This is a genomic window from Desulfovibrio desulfuricans (genome assembly GCF_004801255.1).
GTDB classification, from domain to species: Bacteria; Desulfobacterota; Desulfovibrionia; order Desulfovibrionales; family Desulfovibrionaceae; genus Desulfovibrio; species Desulfovibrio desulfuricans_C.
This window is the reverse complement of sequence record NZ_CP036295.1, coordinates 2105572-2127253: the sequence shown is the minus strand read 5'-3', so window position 1 is coordinate 2127253 and position 21682 is coordinate 2105572. Positions and strand designations below refer to the sequence as shown.

General features: G+C 57.5%; 25 protein-coding genes and 1 tRNA gene. 8 read left to right on the top strand and 18 right to left on the bottom strand.

Annotated features, from left to right (window positions below; all coding sequences use genetic code 11):
• The first annotated feature begins 9 nt into the window (after positions 1 to 9).
• On the top strand, positions 10 to 2058 hold the full coding sequence (locus tag DDIC_RS08890; protein ID WP_211088866.1) for a cytochrome c3 family protein: 2049 nt from the start codon (positions 10 to 12) through the stop codon (positions 2056 to 2058).
• A gap of 99 nt (positions 2059 to 2157) precedes the next feature.
• Here DDIC_RS08890 and DDIC_RS08885 read toward each other — a convergent pair whose 3' ends face one another.
• A complete protein-coding gene (locus DDIC_RS08885; protein WP_136400109.1) occupies positions 2158 to 3213 on the bottom strand; it encodes a 4Fe-4S binding protein in 1056 nt (351 codons plus the stop codon).
• A 457-nt stretch (positions 3214 to 3670) separates the two neighbouring features.
• Between DDIC_RS08885 and DDIC_RS08880 the strand changes: the two genes are divergently transcribed.
• The 3 genes from DDIC_RS08880 to DDIC_RS08870 are packed head-to-tail and all read left to right on the top strand — an operon-like array spanning position 3671 to position 6167.
• Positions 3671 to 4654 carry a methionine ABC transporter ATP-binding protein gene (locus tag DDIC_RS08880; RefSeq protein ID WP_136400108.1) on the top strand — a complete coding sequence of 328 codons (984 nt, stop codon included), beginning with the start codon at positions 3671 to 3673 and terminating at the stop codon, positions 4652 to 4654.
• On the top strand, positions 4647 to 5342 hold the full coding sequence (locus DDIC_RS08875) for a methionine ABC transporter permease (RefSeq protein ID WP_136400107.1): 696 nt from the start codon (positions 4647 to 4649) through the stop codon (positions 5340 to 5342). Before DDIC_RS08880 ends, DDIC_RS08875 begins: the two co-directional genes overlap by 8 nt.
• Before the next feature lie 48 nt (positions 5343 to 5390).
• On the top strand, positions 5391 to 6167 hold the full coding sequence (locus DDIC_RS08870; RefSeq protein WP_136400106.1) for a MetQ/NlpA family ABC transporter substrate-binding protein: 777 nt from the start codon (positions 5391 to 5393) through the stop codon (positions 6165 to 6167).
• 106 nt (positions 6168 to 6273) lie between these two features.
• Here the strand turns inward: DDIC_RS08870 and DDIC_RS08865 are convergent, their stop codons facing one another.
• From DDIC_RS08865 to DDIC_RS08820, 10 genes are all read right to left on the bottom strand, one after another.
• On the bottom strand, positions 6274 to 6495 hold the full coding sequence (locus DDIC_RS08865) for a YgdI/YgdR family lipoprotein (RefSeq protein ID WP_168732517.1): 222 nt from the start codon (positions 6493 to 6495) through the stop codon (positions 6274 to 6276).
• 195 nt (positions 6496 to 6690) lie between these two features.
• Positions 6691 to 7260, bottom strand: coding sequence for a hypothetical protein (locus DDIC_RS08860; RefSeq protein WP_136400104.1), 570 nt, complete (start codon positions 7258 to 7260; stop codon positions 6691 to 6693).
• Between the two features lie 98 nt (positions 7261 to 7358).
• Positions 7359 to 8390 (bottom strand): acyltransferase family protein, encoded by a 1032-nt coding sequence (locus tag DDIC_RS08855; protein WP_136400103.1) that lies wholly within the window; start codon positions 8388 to 8390, stop codon positions 7359 to 7361.
• Positions 8391 to 8520: 130 nt separating this feature from the next.
• Positions 8521 to 8763, bottom strand: coding sequence for a thioredoxin family protein (locus DDIC_RS08850; protein ID WP_136400102.1), 243 nt, complete (start codon positions 8761 to 8763; stop codon positions 8521 to 8523).
• A 16-nt stretch (positions 8764 to 8779) separates the two neighbouring features.
• Positions 8780 to 9781: a permease gene (locus DDIC_RS08845; protein ID WP_247647434.1), complete on the bottom strand. Its 1002-nt coding sequence runs from the start codon at positions 9779 to 9781 to the stop codon at positions 8780 to 8782.
• Positions 9782 to 9976: 195 nt separating this feature from the next.
• Positions 9977 to 10339, bottom strand: a complete 363-nt coding sequence (locus tag DDIC_RS08840) for an ArsR/SmtB family transcription factor (protein WP_136400100.1) — start codon at positions 10337 to 10339, stop codon at positions 9977 to 9979.
• An 89-nt stretch (positions 10340 to 10428) separates the two neighbouring features.
• A complete protein-coding gene (locus tag DDIC_RS14190; RefSeq protein ID WP_432612332.1) occupies positions 10429 to 10959 on the bottom strand; it encodes an integrase core domain-containing protein in 531 nt (176 codons plus the stop codon).
• A gap of 54 nt (positions 10960 to 11013) precedes the next feature.
• Positions 11014 to 11295, bottom strand: a complete 282-nt coding sequence (locus tag DDIC_RS14185) for a leucine zipper domain-containing protein (protein ID WP_432612331.1) — start codon at positions 11293 to 11295, stop codon at positions 11014 to 11016.
• A gap of 133 nt (positions 11296 to 11428) precedes the next feature.
• Positions 11429 to 11671 carry a EutP/PduV family microcompartment system protein gene (locus tag DDIC_RS14180; protein WP_136401081.1) on the bottom strand — a complete coding sequence of 81 codons (243 nt, stop codon included), beginning with the start codon at positions 11669 to 11671 and terminating at the stop codon, positions 11429 to 11431.
• A 975-nt stretch (positions 11672 to 12646) separates the two neighbouring features.
• Positions 12647 to 12913, bottom strand: a complete 267-nt coding sequence (locus tag DDIC_RS08820) for an RNA recognition motif domain-containing protein (RefSeq protein WP_136400097.1) — start codon at positions 12911 to 12913, stop codon at positions 12647 to 12649.
• A gap of 304 nt (positions 12914 to 13217) precedes the next feature.
• On the opposite strand from DDIC_RS08820, the gene DDIC_RS08815 reads away from it, so the two are divergent.
• Positions 13218 to 13514 carry a hypothetical protein gene (locus DDIC_RS08815; protein WP_136400096.1) on the top strand — a complete coding sequence of 99 codons (297 nt, stop codon included), beginning with the start codon at positions 13218 to 13220 and terminating at the stop codon, positions 13512 to 13514.
• A gap of 131 nt (positions 13515 to 13645) precedes the next feature.
• Complete coding sequence (locus tag DDIC_RS08810; RefSeq protein WP_168732516.1) at positions 13646 to 14560, top strand: IS481 family transposase; 915 nt, start codon at positions 13646 to 13648, stop codon at positions 14558 to 14560.
• A gap of 112 nt (positions 14561 to 14672) precedes the next feature.
• Here the strand turns inward: DDIC_RS08810 and DDIC_RS08805 are convergent, their stop codons facing one another.
• The 6 genes from DDIC_RS08805 to hisD form a co-directional block, all read right to left on the bottom strand.
• Positions 14673 to 15215, bottom strand: a complete 543-nt coding sequence (locus DDIC_RS08805) for a phosphatase PAP2 family protein (protein ID WP_136400095.1) — start codon at positions 15213 to 15215, stop codon at positions 14673 to 14675.
• Positions 15216 to 15481: 266 nt separating this feature from the next.
• Positions 15482 to 15573: transfer RNA gene (locus DDIC_RS08800), tRNA-Ser, on the bottom strand.
• A 233-nt stretch (positions 15574 to 15806) separates the two neighbouring features.
• Positions 15807 to 15947, bottom strand: a complete 141-nt coding sequence (locus tag DDIC_RS13795; RefSeq protein WP_168732515.1) for a hypothetical protein — start codon at positions 15945 to 15947, stop codon at positions 15807 to 15809.
• Positions 15948 to 16055: 108 nt separating this feature from the next.
• On the bottom strand, positions 16056 to 16826 hold the full coding sequence (locus tag DDIC_RS08795) for an enoyl-ACP reductase FabI (RefSeq protein ID WP_136400094.1): 771 nt from the start codon (positions 16824 to 16826) through the stop codon (positions 16056 to 16058).
• Positions 16827 to 17046: 220 nt separating this feature from the next.
• Positions 17047 to 17928, bottom strand: a complete 882-nt coding sequence (locus tag DDIC_RS08790) for a phosphoribosylaminoimidazolesuccinocarboxamide synthase (protein ID WP_136400093.1) — start codon at positions 17926 to 17928, stop codon at positions 17047 to 17049.
• A gap of 25 nt (positions 17929 to 17953) precedes the next feature.
• The gene (hisD, locus tag DDIC_RS08785) at positions 17954 to 19258 is read right to left on the bottom strand and encodes a histidinol dehydrogenase (RefSeq protein ID WP_136400092.1); all 1305 of its coding nucleotides are present in this window, start codon (positions 19256 to 19258) and stop codon (positions 17954 to 17956) included.
• Between the two features lie 208 nt (positions 19259 to 19466).
• On the opposite strand from hisD, the gene grpE reads away from it, so the two are divergent.
• Positions 19467 to 20099, top strand: a complete 633-nt coding sequence (grpE, locus tag DDIC_RS08780; protein ID WP_136400091.1) for a nucleotide exchange factor GrpE — start codon at positions 19467 to 19469, stop codon at positions 20097 to 20099.
• Between the two features lie 116 nt (positions 20100 to 20215).
• On the opposite strand, the gene DDIC_RS08775 is transcribed toward grpE, so the two are convergent.
• Entirely contained in the window at positions 20216 to 21196 is a 981-nt protein-coding gene (locus DDIC_RS08775; protein WP_136400090.1) for a LysR family transcriptional regulator, read from the bottom strand.
• A gap of 98 nt (positions 21197 to 21294) precedes the next feature.
• Between DDIC_RS08775 and DDIC_RS08770 the strand changes: the two genes are divergently transcribed.
• On the top strand, positions 21295 to 21675 hold the full coding sequence (locus DDIC_RS08770) for a carboxymuconolactone decarboxylase family protein (protein ID WP_136400089.1): 381 nt from the start codon (positions 21295 to 21297) through the stop codon (positions 21673 to 21675).
• Positions 21676 to 21682 lie beyond the last annotated feature (7 nt).

Here is a 21682-nt window from a genome sequence, read left to right as displayed (position 1 = left end):
GCATACGCCATGCGGCTTGCGGTTGCCTGCGCACTGTCTGCCGCGGCGCTGGGGTGCTCGGCCTCGGGGGCTCTGGCTGCCGAATCCGCGCCTTTGGCGGGCAATGTCATCTACCTTGGCGGCCAGCACGCCAGGGAACTTAAAATGCCCGTGGTGGCCTTTGACCACGCGGCTCATGCCAAGGCCAACGCCTGCGTCAGCTGTCACGCCGTCGACCCCGGCGTGGAAAAAAACAGCGCCGGGCTGCCGGTCAACATCATGCAGACGCCGGTATTCAGCGCGTTTGCCGGTGTTGCTTCCAGCGATCAGGCCGAGCGCAAGCTGGCCTTTCATGCTGCCTGCGCTTCGTGCCATGCCCAAAAGGGCGCTGGCCCGGCCCAGGCCCAGTGCCGCACCTGCCACACCGTTGCGGATGCTGCGCAGCTGCCTTCGCAAAAGCCCTTTAAACCGCAGATGGACGCCTCGCTGCACCAGCGGCATCTGACGTCCGGAGCCTTCCCCGCCAAGCCGCCCAAGGGTCTGGCCGAGGGAGCAATTCTGGCCGAAAATGACCCCCAGCGTTGCGTGGCCTGTCACCATGCCAAGGACTTTTCACCCATGCTGCCGCCCACGGTTGATTCGTGCCGTACCTGTCATGCCAGCGGTCCCGGCTCGGCGCTGGCCACAAAGGATGCCGCCTACACGCCGCCGCCCCTGCGGGCCGCCGCGCACGAAGTGTGCATGAAGTGCCATGTCTCGCTGATGGAGCAAAAGCAGCCGCACGGGCCTGTGGATTGCGCCACCTGCCACGACAAGGCCCGTTTTGACGCCTTGCCCCGCTTTGAGGCAAGCCCGGCCATCATGACCATGGACCGGCCCACGGGCGTGCTGCTGACCGACAAGATGACGCCCCCGCAGAAGCCCCTTGCGCCCCTGTACCCTCAGGGATCCAAATGGCCCACAGCCATGCCCGCTGTACCCTTTGACCACAGCCTGCACGAAAGGGCGCTCAACTGCGTTGACTGCCACCACACCAGCGTGAAGCAGTCGTGCATTACCTGCCACACGCCCAACGGCGACCCCAAGGGCAAAAACATTCCGCTGGCTCAGGCCATGCACTCTGTTACGTCCAAAAACTCGTGCGTGAGCTGTCACACCAGCCTGACGACCTCCGCGCCCGAATGCGCGGGCTGCCATACCCCAAGGCCCGTGAGCAAAAGCGGCAGCAACTGCGCTTTTTGCCATCGCGCCGCCCCCGGCGTTAAGGGTTCCATGGGGCTGATGCTGCCCAGCAATCTGCCCGCGCCACAGCCTGCAACTCCTGCCGCTGAGGCTGCCACGCAGCCGCAAACACAGGCCGCCCATGCGGCGCAGCAGGGTGAAAGGCTTGCGCCATCGGCCATACTGCTGCCTGCCGATACCGCCTCAAAGCCTGCGGATAAAGCCGCGTCGACCGTCGAAGCTCCCCTTGCGCCCACGGCCATTTTGCTGCCGCCGCCCGACAAAACTGCCGCAAGCAACGGCCTGGCCGACAAAAACGCCGCCAAGCCCGCACCTGCGGACAACAGCGCGGCGGCAAAGGTGCTCGCACCCGGCGTAGGGCCGTCTGCTGCCCCGGCAGACTCTGGCAATGCGGCAGACAACGTGTCTGACGCGCCCAGTTTGGGGCCGGTTTCGGACGGGTTGCCCGAAAAGGTGCGCATTGAGCTGATGAGCAAGGAATACCGCCCGGTGGACTTTGCCCATGCCCAGCATCTGCAAAAGCTGCGGGCGGCTATTGGACGCAAGGCCTCTGGACTGCAGGGCATGCACGCCAAGGACGGCCTGGAATGCGCCGCCTGCCATCACAACAGCCCGCGCCTCAAGCCGGGCATGACGCCGCCCAGGTGCGTATCGTGCCATCCGGCAATCCTGCCCGCTGGCGTAACGACCATGCCCGACGGCAGGCCCCTGCTCAAGGCGGCCTACCACCAGCGCTGCATGGACTGTCATACCCGCATGAAGATTGAAAAACCCCGCGCTAACGACTGCCAGTCCTGCCACATCAAGCGCGACCCGGCGGAAGCCCCGGTCTGGTAACAACCAAGGCCACATTGCCTGACAAAAGATGAAGACATGGCGGCGAGGGGAGTTCCCTCGCCGCCATGTCTGTTTTACGTTTCAGCGGTCTGTGTGCCGTTATCCGCCAAACTGGAGCATATGAAAGCGCCGCAGCATGGCCGGAGGAATTTCGGAAGCCCAGTGCCCAGTGCTCGCAGCCCAGACGTACGCGCCAAGCAGCAGTACGACGCAGCCTGCGGCAACTGTCCAGAAGGGTACGCGGCGGCCAGCTGCGGAGAGCTCAAGGCAGCCCTTTTGCGGGCAGGCCTCTATGCAGGCCGTGCAGCCCAGGCACTCCGGCGAGTTGACGCGTGTCTTTTGATGCACTGCAATGGCCGAGGGGCAGGCGCGCTGACAGCGGCGGCAGTTTGTGCAGGTTTCGGCGTGACGGCGCACCGCCACGGGGCCAGCCAGCGCGATAAGGCCCAAAAATGCGCCGTAGGGGCACAAAAAGCGACACCATGCGTTGCGCACCACCAGTGAAGCAGCCACAATCACGCCGACCACCGTCAGGGTGACGGCGGACGCGTGCAAAAAGAAAAACAGCATGCTTGAATCGGCCACCATGTTGAATGGCGCGCCCATAAAGGCGTTGATCTCATCCATGCTCATGCCGAACAGGCTGAAATAGCACAATAAGGCCAACAGAATATACTTGACGGACTGGAGCGCCAGCTCCAGCACGCGCGGCGGGTTGCGGCCAAGCCCCAGACGCTCGCCAAGGCGGCCTACAAGGTTGGATACAAGGCCCACCGGGCAGATGTAGCCGCAAAAACCCTTGCGAAACAGCAGGGCCATGAGCGCGATGACCAGAAACAGCGTCAGACCCGCCGGGTGCACGGCATCCCACTGGCCTGTTGCAAACAGGCGGCGTGCGGCCATCAGCTCGCTGATGGGCAAAAATCCCTCCACAGAGGGCGGTTTGGGGGTGAACACTTCGCTCTGGCCCGTGGCCCACTGCACATAGAGGTAAAAGTTCCAGCCCACCCAGACGAGAAAAATGGCAAACGCGCCCTGTATAGCCCGGCGCAGCAGGGTGGGGCCAAGGCGCGAGTTATGTTTGCCGGTCGGGGAGGGGGTATGGGCAGGCCCGGCGGTTGTCGCATCGGGCTGTGATTCTGTTGTCTGAGTCATGCTGTGGTATCCTTTGAAGCTGCTAGAATAATTACTTTTACGCACACGTTGTGTCACCATTGGCGGCGGCTGTCCATGACCGCCGTCACAAGCCGCCAGTACAGACTGCCAGTAGAGGCTGACCGTACTGGCCGGCCAGCAATAACTGACAAGGCATACCGCCCGCATGGGCCGTCAATATACGTCCTCTGCACGCAGGCAGTCAGTCTTCTGGCCGACATTGCGGGTTGGTGCGGCACTCCGGGTCAGTCGCAGGGGGGCCACATCTGCCGGGCTGTTGGGCTGCGTCGGCAGCGTTGCAGCCAGCCTCACGAGGCCCCGGCAGGCGGCTTGATTTTGAGCGCCGCCTTGGTCTATGATGCCGGGTTATTCATGCTTCGCCTGCGTGAATTCTTTACTTTCGCCGACAAATAACGCATTGTCTGGCGACACCGAAAACAGGCTCAGGAACCATCGCATGATTCAGGTAACCAATCTTGGCAAGCTCTACGGAAGCCACCTCGTGCTGCAAGACATCAATATGCATGTGCATGAGGGGGAAATTTTCGGCATTGTGGGGCATTCTGGCGCGGGCAAGTCTACCTTGCTACGCTGCCTCAACGGCCTGGAACCCTACCAGATGGGCAGCGTCACCGTTATGGGCGTGGAGGTCTCCTCGCTGGAGGGGACGGCCCTGCGCGAGCTGCAATGCAAAATGGGCATGATTTTTCAGAATTTTAATCTCATGTCGCGCAAAAACGTCTTTGACAACGTGGCCTTTCCGCTTTCGTTGTGGGGTGTGGAAAAGCGCGAGCAGCGCGTTATGGAGCTGCTGGAGCTGGTGGGCCTTGCCGACCGGGCCAAACAGCGCGTGCAGAGCCTGAGCGGCGGGCAAAAGCAGCGCGTGGGCATTGCCCGTGCGCTGGCGCTCAACCCTCGCGTGCTGTTGTGCGACGAGGCCACGTCCGCCCTTGATCCCAAGACCACCTCGTCCATCCTTGACCTGCTGGAAGACATCAACAAGCGGCTCAACCTCACCATCATCATGGTCACCCACCAGATGGAAGTGGTCAAACGCCTTTGCCACAGCCTGCTCATGCTCGACGGCGGTAAAACCGTGGCCATGGGCAAGACGGAAAAGCTCTTTCTGTCGCCCACCAAGGAAATGCACGCCATGGTCGAGGACGAGTACACGCTCATCCCCGGCGGCACCAACATCCGCCTCATGTTTCCGCGCGAAATTTCGCAGCAGAGCGTCATCACCCAGATGGCGCGCAGCCTGGGCATTGATTTTTCCATCGTCGGCGGCAAGCTCGAGCGCTACCTTGACGACGTATTTGGCTTTCTTATCATCAATGTTCAGGACAAAGACCTGGATGCGGTGCTGCACTACCTGAAGACGCAGAACCTCTTTTGGGAAATTCTGGCCTACACTGAAGACGCGGGTGAGCAGCATGATTGAGAACACAAGCGCCCTTGCGGCCTACTACCCGCTGTGGGAGCGGTTTTTGGAAAAGCTGCCGGAGATCGTTACGGCAACGTGGGAAACGCTGGACATGGTGCTGCTTTCCACGCTGTTTTCACTGCTCTCGGGTTTTTTGCTGGCCATATTGATGATTGTGACCAACCCCATCGGCCTCAAGCCCAACCGCTCGGTGTATCAGGCAGTGGATTTTGTGGTCAATCTGCTGCGCTCGTTCCCCTTTATCATTCTGCTCATCGCCCTTATTCCCTTTACCCGCCTTGTGGTGGGCACCTCCATAGGCAGCGCGGCGGCCATTGTGCCGCTGACCATCGCGGCCGCTCCCTTTGTGGCGCGGCTCATCGAAACCTGCTTTCTCGAGGTGGACAGGGGCGTCATTGAAGCGGCGCGGTCGTTTGGGGCCAGCAATACGCAGATCATCTTTCGCGTGCTGATTCCCGAGGCCTTGCCTTCCATTGTGCTCAACGTGGCTGTTATCGCCATTACGCTGCTGGGGTATTCGGCCATGGCCGGAACCGTGGGCGGCGGCGGGCTGGGCGACCTGGCCGTCAAATACGGCTATAACCGCTTTCAGGTCGATATCATGGTGTATTCGGTCATTATCCTTTGTCTTCTCGTGCTGCTTATCCAGGGCGTGTGCAACTTTCTGTACAAGATATTGCGCTAGGCCCCGGCGGCGTGTGAATTTTATCCACTTTATCCTGCAGGAGCGCTTATGAAACGTCTGCTTTTGTCTCTGGCCATGGTTCTGGCGCTGGCCGCCCCCTCGTTCGCCGCTGAAGACATCGTTGTCGGCGTGACCCCCTTCCCGCATAAGGACATTATGCTGGCGGCCAAGCCCCTGCTGGCCAAGGAAGGCTACAACCTTGTCATCAAGGAATTTACCGACTACGTGCAGCCCAACATGGCCCTGGCCAGCAAGCAGCTGTTTGCCAACTTTTTCCAGCACGAGCCCTATCTCGACAACATGAACAAGGAAAAGAAGCTTGACCTTGTCTCTATCGGCAAGGTGCATATCGAACCCTTGGGCGTGTACTCCAAAAAGATCAAAAAGCTGGCCGACCTCAAGAAGGGCAACAGCATCTCCGTGCCCAACGACCCCACCAACGAGGCCCGCGCCCTGCGTCTGCTTGAAGCCAACGGCGTCATCGCCATCAAGTCCGGTGCGCTTGTGACCGCGGCCGACATCACCAAGAACCCCCTGGGTCTCAAGTTCCACGAGCTTGACGCCGCCCAGCTGCCCCGCACCCTTGACGACGTGACAGCCTCCGTCATCAATACCAACTTTGCCGGCGAAGCCGGTCTGGTGCCTTCGCGCGACGCCATTGTCATGGAAGGCAGCGAATCGCCCTACGCCAACATTGTGGTTGTGCGCAGCGAAGACAAGGACAGCCCCAAGGCCAAGGCCCTGATGAAGGCCGTGCTGTCGCCCGAAGTAAAGGCGTATATCCAGAAGAACCTGGTTGAACGCGGCATCGTGCCCGTGTTCTAAGGTTTTTCAGACCATAACTGAGGCAGCCGCCCTACGGTCCATTGACTGTAGGGCGGCTGCCTTTTTGCGCTCTGTGACGCGGCCTGACCAAGCAAATTGATGCTTATTAGGGCAGGGGACGAACCTGCTTGAGGTCTTCGCGGGGGATGGTGTGGGTTTTGCCTGTATCGTCCTCAAAGCTCACGGAATCGTTTTCGGGATTGATCACGGGCTTTTTGGTGCCGATGTAAATGGTGTAATCCTTGGTAACGGCAATGTACTTGGAGCCACAGGCGGTGAGCATAAAGGTGCTCATCAACAGGGCAAGGATCAGTGCGGTCTTCTTCATGGCAAGATATCCTTGAATGTTACAAAAATTCGGGCCTGCCAACAGGCCGATGCATGATGTGTTAAAGCGCATGCTCCCCTTCGCCCCTCTTGTCAATATGCAATCCGGCGCCGGATGCGGCGCGGGCCATGATACCGCTGTATCCGCGTGGGCGGCCTGAGGATTGGGGCGCGCTGTCTCAATGGCGGCGCGGAGCTATGCGGCCTCTGTCCTCTTTGCCCGCAAACCCCGCAGATAGGCCGGATACCATTGCGTAAACACGGCCACGCCAATGAGCACCGTGTAGGAGAGCAGCTCGCAGGTAAGTTCTGAAAAAAAGAGCTGCTTCATTTTCAGCCAGGCCAGCAGGGCGTTGCAGGTAAACGCGCCGCCCCACGCCGAGGCTATGATGGTATTGGAACGCAAAAAGAAGGGCGAACTCCACAACGCCGGGTCGGTGTGGTCCTTGGCATACTCAAGGGTAAAGGGCTTGCCGGTGACAACCCCGGCCCAGGTTCCCAGAGCCAGCGAGCCATTGGCCAGCACGCCCATGTACTGCACGGTCCACATGTTTTTGAAACCGATCACAAGCACTGCCGCCGCGCTGAAAAAGGCCAGCCCCACCCACAGAATTATCCCCCGGTGCAGCCGCAGCACACCCATGATAATGCTGAGGCCCAGGGCAACGCACAAGCCAAGCTCCAGCCGAAACATGCTGCCGTGGGCAATGATTAAAAACGACAGCCACGGTGCAAACGACAACAGCAGTTTAATAAATCCCATCATGGCGACTCTCCCGTAATAAGTTTTGAGCGTTGCGCCGCAACGCGCACGCCGGAGCTGGGAATGCGGGGGAATGTGTGCCTTCTGCGCGGGGCAATCCGCTACAGCCTGAGGCCCAGCCGGGCCTCCAGCTTGCGGCTGGCGGCAACAATGGCCGCCGTCACCGTCAGGGTTATGGCAATGTTCAGTACGATAAAGGCCACGGGCGGCAGCTGCAGAGGTTTGTACAGCCACATAAAGACCAGCAGCGGCGTGGGCAAGTGAAAAAGATACAGGCGAAAGCCGTTGCGCTCAAACCAGGCATAGGGCGCAAAGGCCTGCAGCCAGGGGTAGATGCCGCCTGCCAGCAAAAACAGATGATAGCCAAGCAGGGCGCAGAGCAGTGAAACAACCCAGCCGCTCACAGGGGCAAGGGCATACGGCCACAGCAGCATTATCAGCGCCAGCAGACCGGTGCCCACGGCCAGAGGCCGCCTGCGGCAGAGCGCGTCAAGCGCCTCGTGGTTTCTGAAAACCACAATGCCCAGATAGTAGCAAAGAATGAACGATGGCGCTTCCCACAGGCAGTACCACTTGAGCCAGCCGCCGTAGTTTTGCAGGCACAGTGCCGCTGCCAGAGCCGTCAGCCCGCCCGCAACAACCGTGTCGCGCCCGCATTTGTTCAGAGCCGCCAGGGCGGCAATCCAGAAAACCGTCACCCAAAACAGCACCAGCAAAAACCACAGATGGTCGGTGAACAGGCCGAGGGCTACGGTCTTCCACGTTTCCAGCAGGCTGGCGTCGGCTGGGTGCCCAAAGGCGGGGATGGAAAAAAGCCAGTACAGCGGCGCTATCCACAGCATGCCCACGCCAAACCAGGGCAGCAAGAGCCTGCGTCCACGGTGCAACAGGTGCTGCAGCGGGGTGCGCTTGCCGGAATCCCACGCGGCAGCAAACAGAAAGCCAGAGGCCAGCATGAAGCACTGAATCAGCGTTGAACCCGATATGGCCGTGAGCAGGTCGGCAAAGGGCTGCGGCGCATCGGCGTACAGCTTCCAGAAGGGAAAGGGCGTGGCAAAGAACATGACGCAGTGCATGACCACAACCAGAAAAAGGCTCACGGTCTTGAGCAGGGCAATGTGCGGATAGTGCATGGGTTTTGGGCCTTGTTGAAAGTGGGCGAAACTGCACCCTGAACACAGCGCACAATAGCGTGACCCGCCGTGCGGGGCAAGCGGGTTGCCGGGCGCGGCGGGCCGAAAATATCCATGCGGGTCTGCAGGGTTAGCTTTTGGCCTCTTCAATCCATTGGGCCACTTCCTCGACGCTGGGAACCCTGCCCGTGCATTTTATACTGCCGTCAATCATGACCGCAGGGGTGGAGATGACGCGCGCGGCCATGATCTCTCTGAAGTCAGTCACCTTGTTTACCGTAATATCCCCACCCGCCTGGGCCGCCGCCTGCCGCGCCACGCCCTCGGCCTCTACGCAGCGGGTGCAGCCGGGGCCGAATACCTTGATTTCCATATGCGTTCTCCTGTTTTTACATCGTGAATGATCCAAGCAAATTGAACAGCCAGCCCACCAGGGTGAACATAGTCAGCAGATAGCCCACAAAAACAGCCAGCAGGCGGGGGGTCATAACCTGCCGCAGCATGATCATTTCGGGCAGGCTGACCACAACGGTGCTCATGCAGAAAGCCAGCGTCGTGCCAAGGGGCAGCCCCTTGCCCAGGAGGCTTTCCATCACGGGGATAATGCCCGTAACACTGGAATACAGGGGGATGCCCAGCAGCACCGAGAGCGGCACCGACCACCATTCGCCCGCACCCAGATGCTGCGCAAACCAGTTGTCGGGCACAAAACCGTGCAGGGCGGCCCCAAGGCCCACGCCGATGATCACCCACTTCCATACGCGTCTGAAAATGGACGAGGTTTCACCCCAGGCAAAGTCGTGCCGCTGGCGCAGGGATATCTTGCGGGCGGAAGCGGAAGCCGTAACCGGGGTCGGTTGCGCGGGCATGCTGGCTATGGCCTCGAGTATGGCGGGGTGCAGCCAGCGGTCGGCGTGCAAGGCGTCCATCAGGTAGCCGCCGATAATGCCCGCGACCATGCCCACGACCACATAGGCCACGGTTATCTTCCAGCCCAGCAGCCCCCACAGCAAAACCACCGCCAGTTCGTTGATGAGCGGCGAGGTGATGAGAAAGGACATGGTGATGCCCACCGGGATATTGGCCGTGGTAAAACCCAGAAACAGCGGGATGCTGGAGCAGGAGCAGAAGGGCGTTATGGCGCCGAACGACGAACCCAAAAAATAGCCCAGCCCGCGCGCCTTGCCGCTAAGGTAGTCGCGTACGCGCTCCACATTGAGGCCAGCGCGCGCCCAGGCAATGGCATAGATGAGCGCCGCCAGCAAAAGCAGAATTTTAGCCGTGTCGTAAAAGAAAAACTCCACCGATTCGGCCATGGGCGAACCTTGCGCAAGACCGAAAACGCCGACGGCCAGCCAGTGGGCCGCTGGCTGTATTGCCACGTACGCCATTCCCCACAATATCGCCAGGGCGGTTATGACAAGGGCGTATTTGCTGTTCCAGTTAGGCCCGGATGAAGCGCCTGCTTTTTTCAGGCTGTTTGTCTCACAGCAGCATTGTTGTTTGTCTTGTTTGCTCATGGCGCGTGCTCATATTTTGATATTTGTTGAAATGTTGATATTTAAAAACAAAAAAAATGCATCCCGCTAGCGGTCAGGTAATATGCTGGGCAAAATTCCTGGCAGTACACCACTGGCAACCCGGAAGCGTTGGCATTCTCCGGGGTTGGCAGAGCAGCACTCTGCCGTAAGGTAGGCTATGACCTCAAGCATAAGGGCGATGTTGGCTTTGTAACGCATAAAGCGCCCCTCTTTTTCAACCGTCACAAGACCGCTGTGCACAACAGCCTTGAGGTGAAAGGAAAGGTTAGTGGAGGGGATGCCCAACTGCCGCGCGATGTCGCCCGCCACAAGGCCGTTCGGGGCGTTTTTGACCAGCAGCCTGAAGAGATCCAGGCGTACCTCTGATGAGAGGGCTTCAAATATGCTTGCAGCGGTTTTGCTTTCCATACAATGATATTTCAACATTGTTTGATCAGTGTCAAGAGCATGCAGAAAAAAAGCGGCAAACCTGCGTTTGCCGCCCTAGCTGTAGAGAGTCAACACGTTGTTAACCCTTCCAGCCTTGAAGCTGGAGGTTTTCTGCCAAGAGCCGAGTGTGGTCGCAAGAAATTATAACGATGCGTCCATATCGGCAGATACGCTGTTCTTTTCCAAGAGTGGGTATATGTTTCTGCGTATGCCCACTCTTGCATTGCTGTTCTGATGAAGCGTTCAGCCTTGCCGTTGGTTTGTGGTCGATAAGGCCGTGTCCGCTTATGCGTTATTCCGAACTCACGACAGGCCTCACGAAACTTCCTCGACCTGTAGCAAGATCCGTTATCCGTCAAAATTAGTTCTATCTTGATGCCGTGTGAGGCGTACCATGAAACGGCAAACCATAAAAATTCTACCGCCGATTCGGCTGTTTCGTCTGGGAGGACGGCGGCGTGCGCGGCTCTGGAAGCATCATCCTCGCACACGTGCAGGTATTCCCATCCTGGCCGTCTGCGATGAACTTGCCTCGTTCCCGCCTTTCTATGCCCAACGCCATCAATCTTGCCCAGCTTTTTGATGTCCAGGTGCAGCATTTGCCCTGGATTTTCCCATTGATAGCGCTGAATTGGTTCCTTGTGTTCCATCGATTATAACCGTGAGCAGGCAAGTTGCCGCAGAACACGAAAAACACTGCTCCGGCAAATGACCAGGCGTAGGGCTATTTCATCCCCGGTTTTTCTCTCTCTCCTCAGCGTGTATATCTGAAAAAAATCAAGCTCAGATAGTTTGTTGCGACAACGTTTGGGGCGCGAACTGCTGTCTGCAAGTGCGTCTTGCCCACCATGAGCATGCCGACTTTTCCACTTCCTCGCGGTGCGCAAACCTACGCCATAACCAGCCGCCACTTTTGCCGCTGGTTGATGCAGCATCCTCTGAACCATTTCTGCTCGATTACGTACGAACCGTCAGTTTGGCATTCTTATGGCAGTTCACCCGCTTCCTCATTCGGTTTGCTGTTGTCTGGCAACTCCAGCTTTACCGATTGAAGTGCGGGTGAACAACCTATGGAAACATTACAGCTAGCGCGAGGGCTGAGTGCAATTCGTCAACTCCGGCAGCGGTTACTGTCCTTGCGTCAACAACCAGTGCGGCTCCAGCGCTGAGCAGAAAGCGGCGTGCGCGTTGCGCACTGGCAGTGAGGATATCTGTTTGGGGTGCGACGCCAATAACCGTGCGGTTGACATGCGGGCAAAACCGGGGTGAAGGCGGACGTGGCGCGGGTGGCGTCCTGCAAGATTGATCAATATCTTCAAAACAAGTTGTATTGCTATAATATCATTCTATATAATTTTTTTTAATTTTATATGATTATACAGACTGTTTTTGCTTGTGGTGCTATTCTGTATTCAACAGTAATGCGAAGGGGCTGGATTATGGACTATATGTATGAGCTGGCCCCCATAGCGCTTAAGAGTGTTGGTAGTAAAAAATTACTATCGAAGACGGTCATGAAATGACAATCACTCCTGCTGGCAACGGAAAACAATGAACATCAACATTGATGACAATGTGTCACATAAAACAAAAGGAGCGGATGATTTTATCAAAAAAATTGTAGAAATCCTGTCAAACAGACGTGACCGGATGGGATGAAATGCGAGCGGGGCAGGACACCTGTCAGGTGCTCTCCATGTATAAAGCCGAAGGCTCCGCTGTGGGCAATGTTGCCCATCTGGGCAGCAATCAAAGCTCATGAAAATTTTTGTTTCTGCTTCAGCAGATAAATAACCTGTATTTTATTTTGCCCTGGCAAACCAGTTTGTTGCTTGCCCGGCAAAGGAGGTACTTTTTTTTGAAAAGGAATAGGAGAATGGACTTTGCGGATTAACTCAAAACAGCGTGTTGAGATAGAACGAATTTTATCTGGTTGGAATAATTACCTTGATAGTTTGCCGCCAGCATCAGATGATTTGAAATTGCATAAATGGTTGGGAATGAATACATCGTTAGTAAAAAAAGATGATTTTAGTAATAATTTGCGGTCATTTGCTAGTGAATTACGGAAACGCCTCGACGCGGCGATTTTTTAAAACCAAGCGATAAAATCAGGGCCGTACTATTGCGGCCCTTGTTTTATACCGCTGCCAGACAGGCAACACGGTTTGTAATTTGTGGATCGTTTGATGGGGCTTGTCGCGGTCTGTGCCGCCAACGGGCCTCAATACAAAAAAGAAGGCCGTGATTACTCACGGCCTTCTGCATAGTCAATGCTTGGTGGTCTTACCAGCGGCGGGCGGCGGGCTTTTTGGGCTCGGCCTTGTTGACGCGCAGGGCGCGTCCGTCAACTTCCTTGCCGTCGAGAGCAGCGATGGCGTTGACGGCGTCGCCGTCTTCCATTTCAACAAAGCCAAAACCACGCGCACGGCCGGTTTCGCGGTCCGAAATCAGGTTAACGGAAAGAACCTGACCGTAAGACTTGAACAGGGATTCAACGCCGTCCTGGGTGGCAGACCAGGAAAGATTGCCGACATAAATAGAAGTAGCCATTATAGACTCCATGGGGGTTACGGTAGGTAGACTTTCTGCTTGAAGCCTTACCCATGTAAAGTCTCTGGCGAAAAATTTACTATACCCAATCAGTGATAGGTGAAAGTAGGGCTGAGTCAATGAAATGTCAACAAATATTTTTTTAAAATAATGGTTATTTTTGAATAAAAACATCTTTTATTGCACTATTATCAAATGGTTCAGCTAGATATGTGATTTAAAATTATTTTTCAAAAATTATTTTTAGACAACAATTATAGTGTTGTATTATATTAAATTGATAGCGCAAAAAAATGGAGTAAGTATGAATTATAAATTAAGACTTGTCTTGAATGTGCTCAAAAGCAAAGATGAAAAAGTTTTTATATTGTATGATGGACAAAAAATGCTGGTTTCGCCTGTTGGCGATGGAAAAACAGTCAATATCAGCGTTGGCAGCGAAGAAACTTACAAGACCAAAGGCGCTGAGGCCTTTTTGAAACGGGCGGAGAAAATTCTCAAGCAGCAGGCCGATGCCGCACATGATGAGCTTGCGCAAAACCAGAACGATATTTTTAAGGTCCTTGCCCTGTATGAGGGCACTGGTTCACGCCGCAGGTGAGCATCGCCGCGTCCGCTTGTAGTAGTTGCTTGTATGCGCAGGCCTAGTTGTAATGTTCCAATAGGTTGTTCACCCTCCCCAAATCGGTAAAGCTGGAGTTACCACACACAGCAAACCGAGAGAGGGAAAGGGTGAACAGCCATAAGAATGCCAAACTGACGGTTCGTAGTCGAGAAGAAATGGTGCGGCGTATGCAGCATGAACCAGCGGCAAAAGTGGCGGCTGGTTATGGCGTAAGTTTGCGCACCGCGAGGAAGTGGAAAAGTCGGCATGCTCATGGTGGGCAAGACGCACTTGCAGACCGCAGTTCGCGCCCCAGACATTGTCGCAACATACTATCTGAGCTTGATTTTTGTCAGATATACACGCTGCGAAAAGAGAGAAAAACCGGGGATGAAATCGCCCTACGCCTGGGCATTTGCCGAAGCAGTGTTTTTCGTGTTCTGCGGCAACTTGCCTGTTCACGGTTATCATCACTGGAACACAAGGAACCAATTCAGCGCTATCAATGGGAAAATCCAGGGCAAATGCTGCACCTGGACATCAAAAAGCTGGGCAAGATTGATGGCGTTGGGCATAGAAAAGCGGGAACGCGGCAAGTTCATCGCAGACGGCCAGGATGGGAATACCTGCACGTGTGCGTGGATGATGCTTCCAGAGCTGCGTACACCGCCGTCCTTCCAGACGAAACAGCCAAATCGGCGGTAGAATTTTTATGGTTTGCCGTTTCATGGTACGCCTCACACGGCATCAAGATAGAACGAATTCTGACAGATAACGGATCTTGCTACAGGTCAAGGAAGTTTCGTGACGCCTGTCGTGAGTTCGGAATAACGCATAAGCGGACACGGCCTTATCGACCACAAACCAACGGCAAGGCTGAACGCTTCATCAGAACAGCAATGCAAGAGTGGGCATACGCAGAAACATATACCCACTCTTGGAAAAGAACAGCGTATCTGCCGATATGGACGCATCGTTATAATTTCTTGCGACCACACTCGGCTCTTGGCAGAAAACCTCAAGCTTCAAGGCTGGGAGGGTGAACAACGTGTTGACACTCTACACCTAGTGCACCCATATTGCCTGCGTTGCAGTGTCTGTACGGGGGGGATGAAGCCTTTCACCATTGTGCGTTTGTTGCCGCCACGCGCAGCGCTAGCGTTGCAGATAGACAATGCGGGGCGGCCGTGCTCTTTTTACAACGGCGCAGGCTACGGCTGTCGCCATTGCAGCGGTGACAACTGCGCCAGCCATGTCAAAGGGGTAATGCACCCCCACAAATATCCTCGCCCATGCGACCATGATTCCCGACGCAAAAACCATAAGGCCAATACTGCGCGAACCATGCATGGCAAGCAGCGGCAAGGCCAGAGAAAACAAAAATGTAGCGTGCAGGCTGGGGAAGGACGACGTGGCCTCGTGCTCGATCAGCATGCGGCCAAGGCCCAGCACAAAAGGTCGGGGATTGTAAAACAGCGCGCGAGCGGCTACTGCCGCGCCCATGGCCAGCGCCACGGACAGGAGCAGGCGCCGCGCAAAAAATCGCCGTTCTTTCTGCCTGCACCATGCTATGACCACAAGGACAATGCCCAGGCCCACGGGCAGCTCAGCCAGCAGGCGGGCAGCCTGGATGGCGAGGGCGGAAGCGTTGTCGCCAGCATTCAGCAGCAAATAGAGATGTTGGTTGAGGGCATTCATGAATTCTGTATCGGGCAGGCGAGCCAGATTGATTTGAGGCCGGTAAGATAAAGAGCAGTGCACGACCGTGAGCGTATTTAGACGAATCTGGCTGGCGTGAGAGAGATAAAACGAGATGTCAAATGCCGAAGTGATGGCGATATCGTTCCACGATGCGCTGTACCTGATGGGCTGCGGCGGCTTGGGGATGCTTTCAGCTAGTACTGCAAACTGCAGCGGGCAGTTACAAAAAAGGGGTTACTGTTTTTCAGTAACCCCTTGAAATCTGGCGGAGAGGGGGAGATTCGAACTCCCGGTACGCTATTAACGTACACACGATTTCCAATCGTGCTCCTTAGACCAGCTCGGACACCTCTCCATTCGGTGATGTTCACCGCTCAAAGCCGAATACCTATATAGCAGGCAGTGAGCAATTGCAAGCAAAAAAAATGAATATGGGCAGTTTGTTGCAATTTTTACGACCGGCGCAGCCCTGTTTTGCAAGCCTGCCAAAAGCTTAAATTGCGCCATTGCGGACTGAAACAGGACCCGCAGGCGATTGCCTGCGGGCCCTGGCATAATCATGCGCGCGTTACGTTGATGCGCCTGGCCTTAGTCGTCCTTGCGGTCGTTGTTTTTGCGCTCATCATCCTGCCGCCGCTTTTTTGTAATTTGGGCGGCACGATAAAAGACCCACAGGCCGAAGATAGCCATGACGGTGATACCCAGTGCGTTCAGTGTCAGGATGTCCATGATCGATCCTTCTGACGGCTTCAGGCCGCTGAGGCCGCGCCAGTGCGCGTGCGCACGTTCAGGTGTTGCCGCCAGCGCCGCAAATGCGGCGGGCAGCCACAGAAGCCGTTAGCCCATCACGCCTATGGTGCTGAAACCGCTGTCCACATAGACCACCTGACCGGTCACGGCATGGGCAAGGTCAGAGGCAAGGTACAGGGCCGTGCCGCCCACGTCGCCCGTGGTGACGTTGCGGTGCAGGGGGGCGTTTCGGTCAACAATGCTGCACAGATCCTTCATGCTGGAAACGGCAGAGGCTGCCAGGGTCTTGATGGGGCCTGCGCTGATGGCGTTTACGCGGATGCCCTTGGTGCCAAAGTCGCACGCAAGGTAGCGCACGGAGGCCTCAAGCGCGGCCTTGGCCACGCCCATGACGTTGTAGCCGGGAATAACCTTGGTAGAGCCGTGGTAGGTCATGGTTATGACCGACGAGCCTTCGTGCAGCAGGGGCTCAAAAGCGCGGCAGACACCGGTAAGCGAGTAGGCCGAAACATCCAGGGCCAGCCGAAAGCCTTCGCGCGAGGTGTCGACAAAGCGGCCGCCCAGGTCTTCGCGGTTGGCAAAGGCCACAGAGTGCACAAGTATGTCCAGGTCGCCCCATTTTTCCTTGACGAGGTCGGCGGCAGCCTGAATCTGCGCATCGTCGCAAACGTCGCACTGAAACGTAAATTCTCCGCCGAGCTCATCGCTCAGGGGTTCGACACGCTTTTTGATGGCTTCGCCCACATAGTTGAACGCCAGGCGGGCGCCCTGTTCCTTAAGGGCATTGGCAATGCCGTAAGCGATGCTTCTGTTGTTGGCCAAACCCAGTATAAGAGCTTTCTTTCCTTGCAGCAGCATGGAGCCTCCTGAAAAAATACAAACCGAAAAATCGGACAGAGGTGTATCAAAATAGCGACAGCGACCGTTCAGGCGAAAAAAAGCCGCCGCATGTAACAACGCGGCGCTGTCGGACAGAGGACGACAGGTCGATGAAGAGACCCGAAACTTTGTGAAAAAAGTACCGAGACCTTCACGCCAATGCGCGTCCAACACTGATGTGCCGGACGCGCTTGATTTTTTACTTTGTCAGGATGTTGTAAGCTTCCTGATAGCGGTTCGCCGTGGCTTTGATGATTTCTTCAGGCAAGGCGGGCGGCGGGGGCTGTTTGTTCCATGGCTGTTTTTCAAGCCAGTCGCGCAGGTATTGCTTGTCAAAGCTGGGCTGGCCCTGACCGGGCTGATACTGGTCGGCAGGCCAGAAGCGCGAGGAGTCGGGCGTAAGCACTTCGTCAATGAGGTGCAACTTGCCGTCGATAAAGCCAAATTCAAACTTGGTGTCCGCCACGATAATGCCGCGACCGGCGGCATGTGTGCGCCCGGCCTCGTAAATGGCAAGCGTGGTGCGTTCGACCTGGGCGGCGGTTTCCGCGCCAAGCAGTTCAGCCGCCTGGGCTACGCTGATGTTTTCGTCGTGCTTGCCAAGCTCGGCCTTGGTGGAAGGCGTAAACAGCGCCGGTTCCAGCTTGTCCGATTCGCGCAGGTTGGCGGGCAGCTTGTAGCCGCACAGGGTGCCGGTGGCCTTGTAATCCTTCCAGCCGGAGCCGGTGATGTAGCCGCGCACAATGCACTCGATCGGCAGGGGTTTGGCCTTGCGCACGATAACGGCGCGGCCTTCAAGCTCGTCCTTCCAGGGGGCCAGGGCAGCGGGGAAGCGGTTAACGTCGCTTTCAACCAGGTGATTGGGAATGATATCCTTGAATTTTTCCATCCAGAACAGGGTGATCTGGTTAAGGATCACGCCCTTGTAGGGGATGGGTTCATTCATGATCACGTCAAAGGCCGACATGCGGTCAGTGGTGACAATGAGCAGGTTTTTTTCGTCCACATCGTAGATATCGCGCACTTTCCCGCGTGAAAGAAGAGGGTAGGCGCTGATCTCTGTTTTTACCACGACTTTCATGATGGCTCCTGATTCCTCCAGCCCTTTATTTTTTTCCACGCGCTTCAACGGAGCGGGCGTGGGCTTCCAGGCCCTCAAGCCGGGCAAGGGCGGCTATGGACTGCATATTCTGCTGTAAAAAGGTTGAAGAAGCGGCCACAATGCTGGTTTTTTTGCAGAAGGTCTGCACCGAAAGGGCCGAGGAAAACCGCGCCGTTCCCAGCGTAGGCAGTACATGGTTGGGTCCGGCAAAATAGTCGCCCACAGGCTCGGGGCTGTGCTGGCCCATAAACACGGCCCCGGCGTGCCGTATAAACGGCAGCACGGCCCAGGGGTCGCGGGTGCACAGCTCAAGGTGTTCTGGGGCCACCATATTGGCCACAGCCACAGCTATGGAGATGTTGGGCGTAACCACAATGGCGCTCCAGTCTTCAAGCGCGCGGGCTGCGATGGTGGCTCTGGGCAGGGCTGCGCACTGCTTTTTGAGCTCCTGCTGCAGGGCGTCGGCCAGACGGGCGTCGTCGGTAATGCAGATGGCCGAGGCCAGGGCGTCGTGCTCCGCCTGCGAAAGCATATCGGCGGCAAGCCACGCCGGGTTGGCCGACGAATCTGCCAGCACCAGTACTTCGCTGGGTCCGGCAATCATGTCTATGCCCACCGAGCCCTGCACCAGGCGCTTGGCCGTGGTGACAAAGATGTTGCCGGGGCCGGCAATGACGTCCACAGGGTGGATGGTCTGCGTGCCGTAGGCCATGGCCGCAATGGACCATGCCCCGCCCACGCGGTAGACCTCGTCGATGTCAAGCAGGTGCGCGGCCGCAAGAATATGCGGGTTGACCGTGCCGTCCTTGCGCGGCGGCGTAAACACGGCCAGACGCGGCACGCCCGCCACCTGGGCGGGTATGGCGCTCATCAGCAGGCTGGAGACAAGGGGCGTGTTGCCCCCCTGGCCGCCGGGCACATACAGGCCGCCCGCGTCAACCGAGGTAACCTGCTGACCCAGAATGCTGCCGTCGGGCCGGGTGAGAAACCAGGATTTTTCAACCTGGGCCTCGTGAAAAGAGCGTATATTGGCAGCAGCCTCGCCGATAACCTCACGGCTTTCGATAGTTACCGAGGCGGCCGCCTTGGCGATTTCCTGCTCGCTGACGCGCAGCGGCGGGGCGAAATCGGGGCAGTCAAAATTGCGCGTGTACTCCACCAGGGCGTCGTCGCCCTTTTGTCGTACAGCAGAGATAATGTCGTTAACGGCGCTTTCCACCCCGTTGCCGGGGTTGCGCCGCCCTTGCAGCCACTGGGCCAGCGCGGGCCATTCCTGTTCATGTTGCAGCGTCAAAATTCGGCATGTCATAGTGCTGTTCCTCTTCTGGTGCGAGCAATATACAGAAGCCGACGCAGAATGTCGAGGCGCAGATGGCCTGCCAGAGGCGCTATGGCGGGCGGCGGCGCGGGGCAGCGCAAAACTTTGTGCTGTTACGGCAGCGCCTTGACAGGGAGGATAAGCATACTTACTTAACTGAAAGCATCAAGACCCGTCAGGGGTCGATTCAGGAGGAAGCATGCAGCGTCATAAAATAAACCATCCCTACGGACAGCAGGGCGGCCACGCCGACGAGCGGGCAGAGTGCCAGCCCGAAAAGCCTGAAGATGGTTTTCTTGAAGAAGACGGCATTTTGTTTGGGCAAAACGCGGGCAAAAATGCTGCCGACGCAGCGCACGACGAAGCCGCCCTCGACAAAGCGGCAGCCGCACAAAGCGCCGAAGAGCGCTGCAAGGCCGAGCTGAACGAAATGCGCCTGCGCACCGCCGCTGAGATGGACAATTTCAAGAAACGCCTCACGCGCGAGCATGAAGAGCAGATGCGCTACGCGGCGGAGAAGGTCCTTGGCGACCTGCTGCCCACGCTGGACAACCTTGATCTGGCCCTGCGTTACGGCAGCAAGCACGAAGCCTGCAAGGACATGCTGCAGGGCGTGGCCATGACACACAAACTGCTGCTTGATGTGGTGGAAAAGCACGGACTCAAGCCTCTGGGCGAAGAAGGTGAAGAGTTTGACCCCAACGTGCACGAAGCAGTGGGATTTGAAGACCGGCCCGATTTTGCGCCCAACTCCGTGGCCCGCGTGATGCAGCGCGGCTTCAGGCTTGGCGACCGCCTGCTGCGCCCAGCCAAGGTCATGATAAAGCAGTAAGTATTTTTTGCGCAGTGCGCATTCTGCCCGGTGGCTTTGGCTGCCGGGCTTTTTTGCGCGGTGCGGTGCTTTTCAGCCCGCCACCTCTCTGCCCCTTGCGCCTTTTAGGGCCTGCTTCAGCCCAGGCAGCGGGCGGCGTCCGCAAGCATGCGCTCGGCCGGCGGCGCGGCATCCTGCCCCAGGGCGGCATCTGCGGCAGCGCCGTTGCCGCCGTCGCGCAGGGGCAGCGCCAACCCAAGGCGCAACTGCAATAGTCCTGCCTCGGCCAGCGGGCAAAACTCCACACCCTCGCGCCCAATGGCGGAAAACGAGCGGGGCAACAGCCCCATGCCCTCGCCCTGCGCAATGCGGGCCAGCAGCACATCGTATTCTTCCGGCTCTTCCAGATGGGCGGGCGCAAACCCCACCTGTGCAAATACGCCGCGCATGTGGTCAAAAAAGGCGGGGTTGCTCTCGCGCCTGAACCAAAAAAGAGGCCTGTCGTTGAGGCCTTGCAGGGAGAGACGTTCCTGCTCCGGGCGGGCCATGGCTGGTGCGTCGTGGCGGCAGCCGGGCAAAACTGCGAGCAGGGGTTCGGCATAGGGCAGGGGGCAAAGCCGTATGCCCGCATGGTCAAGGGGTAGGGCCACCAGGGCGGCATCCAGTTTACCCCGGCGTACGTCCCGCGCCAACCGGGGGGACGACTGCCGCACAAAGCGCGTTGCGCCGCTCCAGTGCGTTTCCACATGCTGGATAAAGCGCAAAAAAACTCCCTGTTCAAAAGCGGTCGTCAGGCCGACGGTCAGCGTCTTGTCCGCTTTTGCCGCATCGCTGCGTCCGAGATTGCGCAGGCGGTCAGCCGCCGCGTCCTGCGCCTCCAGCACGGGGCGCGCTATGCGCAGCACTGCCAGCCCTTCGGCGGTCAGCGACAGTCCCTTGCTGTGCCGCGTAAACAGGGTGACGCCCAGCATCTCTTCCAGACGCTGCATGTGGCGGCTCAGGGGCGGCTGGGTCATAAACAGCCTGTCTGCGGCGCGGCGCATGCTGCCCTCTTGGGCAACTATCGAAAAATAGCGCAGCAGCCGCCAGTCCGGCGTATCAAATACATCGTTTGCCATACCTTAAAGGTATCACCAAATCAGCAAGAGGCAAAGCCCGCGCAACGGCATACATATTCGCCAGTGGCCGTGGTGCAGCGGCCTTAAAGGAGATTTTTATGCAGAATGATCGTTATGCCGCAGGGCTTGCCATGCTGGAACGTGTGGACGGAAGGGGCGGAGAAGAGGTGCTTGAAAGCGTGCGGGCCATCAGCCCGGATTTTGCACGGTATCTTGTGGAGTTTCCTTTTGGCGATATTTACTCTCGGTCAGGGCTGGATCTGAAAAGCCGTGAAATAGCCGTGGTGGCGGCCCTGACTGCCATGGGCAATGCCGCGCCGCAGTTGCGCGTGCATATTGCCGCCGCCCTGCATGTGGGCTGCACGCGGCAGGAAATCATGGAGGTCATCATGCAGATGGCCGTGTACGCGGGTTTTCCCGCTGCGCTCAACGGGCTTTTTGCCGCAAGGGACGTGTTTGCCGAGCATGAGGGGCGGTAGCCCCGGC

Coding starts and splice junctions, on each gene's coding strand:
- DDIC_RS08890 (WP_211088866.1), top strand. CDS start 10: ATGCGGCTTGCGGTTGCCTGCGCACTGTCTGCCGCGGCGCTGGGGTGC.
- DDIC_RS08885 (WP_136400109.1), bottom strand. CDS start 3,213: ATGACTCAGACAACAGAATCACAGCCCGATGCGACAACCGCCGGGCCT.
- DDIC_RS08880 (WP_136400108.1), top strand. CDS start 3,671: ATGATTCAGGTAACCAATCTTGGCAAGCTCTACGGAAGCCACCTCGTG.
- DDIC_RS08875 (WP_136400107.1), top strand. CDS start 4,647: ATGATTGAGAACACAAGCGCCCTTGCGGCCTACTACCCGCTGTGGGAG.
- DDIC_RS08870 (WP_136400106.1), top strand. CDS start 5,391: ATGAAACGTCTGCTTTTGTCTCTGGCCATGGTTCTGGCGCTGGCCGCC.
- DDIC_RS08865 (WP_168732517.1), bottom strand. CDS start 6,495: ATGAAGAAGACCGCACTGATCCTTGCCCTGTTGATGAGCACCTTTATG.
- DDIC_RS08860 (WP_136400104.1), bottom strand. CDS start 7,260: ATGATGGGATTTATTAAACTGCTGTTGTCGTTTGCACCGTGGCTGTCG.
- DDIC_RS08855 (WP_136400103.1), bottom strand. CDS start 8,390: ATGCACTATCCGCACATTGCCCTGCTCAAGACCGTGAGCCTTTTTCTG.
- DDIC_RS08850 (WP_136400102.1), bottom strand. CDS start 8,763: ATGGAAATCAAGGTATTCGGCCCCGGCTGCACCCGCTGCGTAGAGGCC.
- DDIC_RS08845 (WP_247647434.1), bottom strand. CDS start 9,781: ATGGCGTACGTGGCAATACAGCCAGCGGCCCACTGGCTGGCCGTCGGC.
- DDIC_RS08840 (WP_136400100.1), bottom strand. CDS start 10,339: ATGGAAAGCAAAACCGCTGCAAGCATATTTGAAGCCCTCTCATCAGAG.
- DDIC_RS14190 (WP_432612332.1), bottom strand. CDS start 10,959: ATGCTGCACCTGGACATCAAAAAGCTGGGCAAGATTGATGGCGTTGGG.
- DDIC_RS14185 (WP_432612331.1), bottom strand. CDS start 11,295: ATGCTGCATCAACCAGCGGCAAAAGTGGCGGCTGGTTATGGCGTAGGT.
- DDIC_RS08820 (WP_136400097.1), bottom strand. CDS start 12,913: ATGGCTACTTCTATTTATGTCGGCAATCTTTCCTGGTCTGCCACCCAG.
- DDIC_RS08815 (WP_136400096.1), top strand. CDS start 13,218: ATGAATTATAAATTAAGACTTGTCTTGAATGTGCTCAAAAGCAAAGAT.
- DDIC_RS08805 (WP_136400095.1), bottom strand. CDS start 15,215: ATGAATGCCCTCAACCAACATCTCTATTTGCTGCTGAATGCTGGCGAC.
- DDIC_RS13795 (WP_168732515.1), bottom strand. CDS start 15,947: ATGGACATCCTGACACTGAACGCACTGGGTATCACCGTCATGGCTATC.
- DDIC_RS08795 (WP_136400094.1), bottom strand. CDS start 16,826: ATGCTGCTGCAAGGAAAGAAAGCTCTTATACTGGGTTTGGCCAACAAC.
- DDIC_RS08790 (WP_136400093.1), bottom strand. CDS start 17,928: ATGAAAGTCGTGGTAAAAACAGAGATCAGCGCCTACCCTCTTCTTTCA.
- hisD (WP_136400092.1), bottom strand. CDS start 19,258: ATGACATGCCGAATTTTGACGCTGCAACATGAACAGGAATGGCCCGCG.
- grpE (WP_136400091.1), top strand. CDS start 19,467: ATGCAGCGTCATAAAATAAACCATCCCTACGGACAGCAGGGCGGCCAC.
- DDIC_RS08775 (WP_136400090.1), bottom strand. CDS start 21,196: ATGGCAAACGATGTATTTGATACGCCGGACTGGCGGCTGCTGCGCTAT.
- DDIC_RS08770 (WP_136400089.1), top strand. CDS start 21,295: ATGCAGAATGATCGTTATGCCGCAGGGCTTGCCATGCTGGAACGTGTG.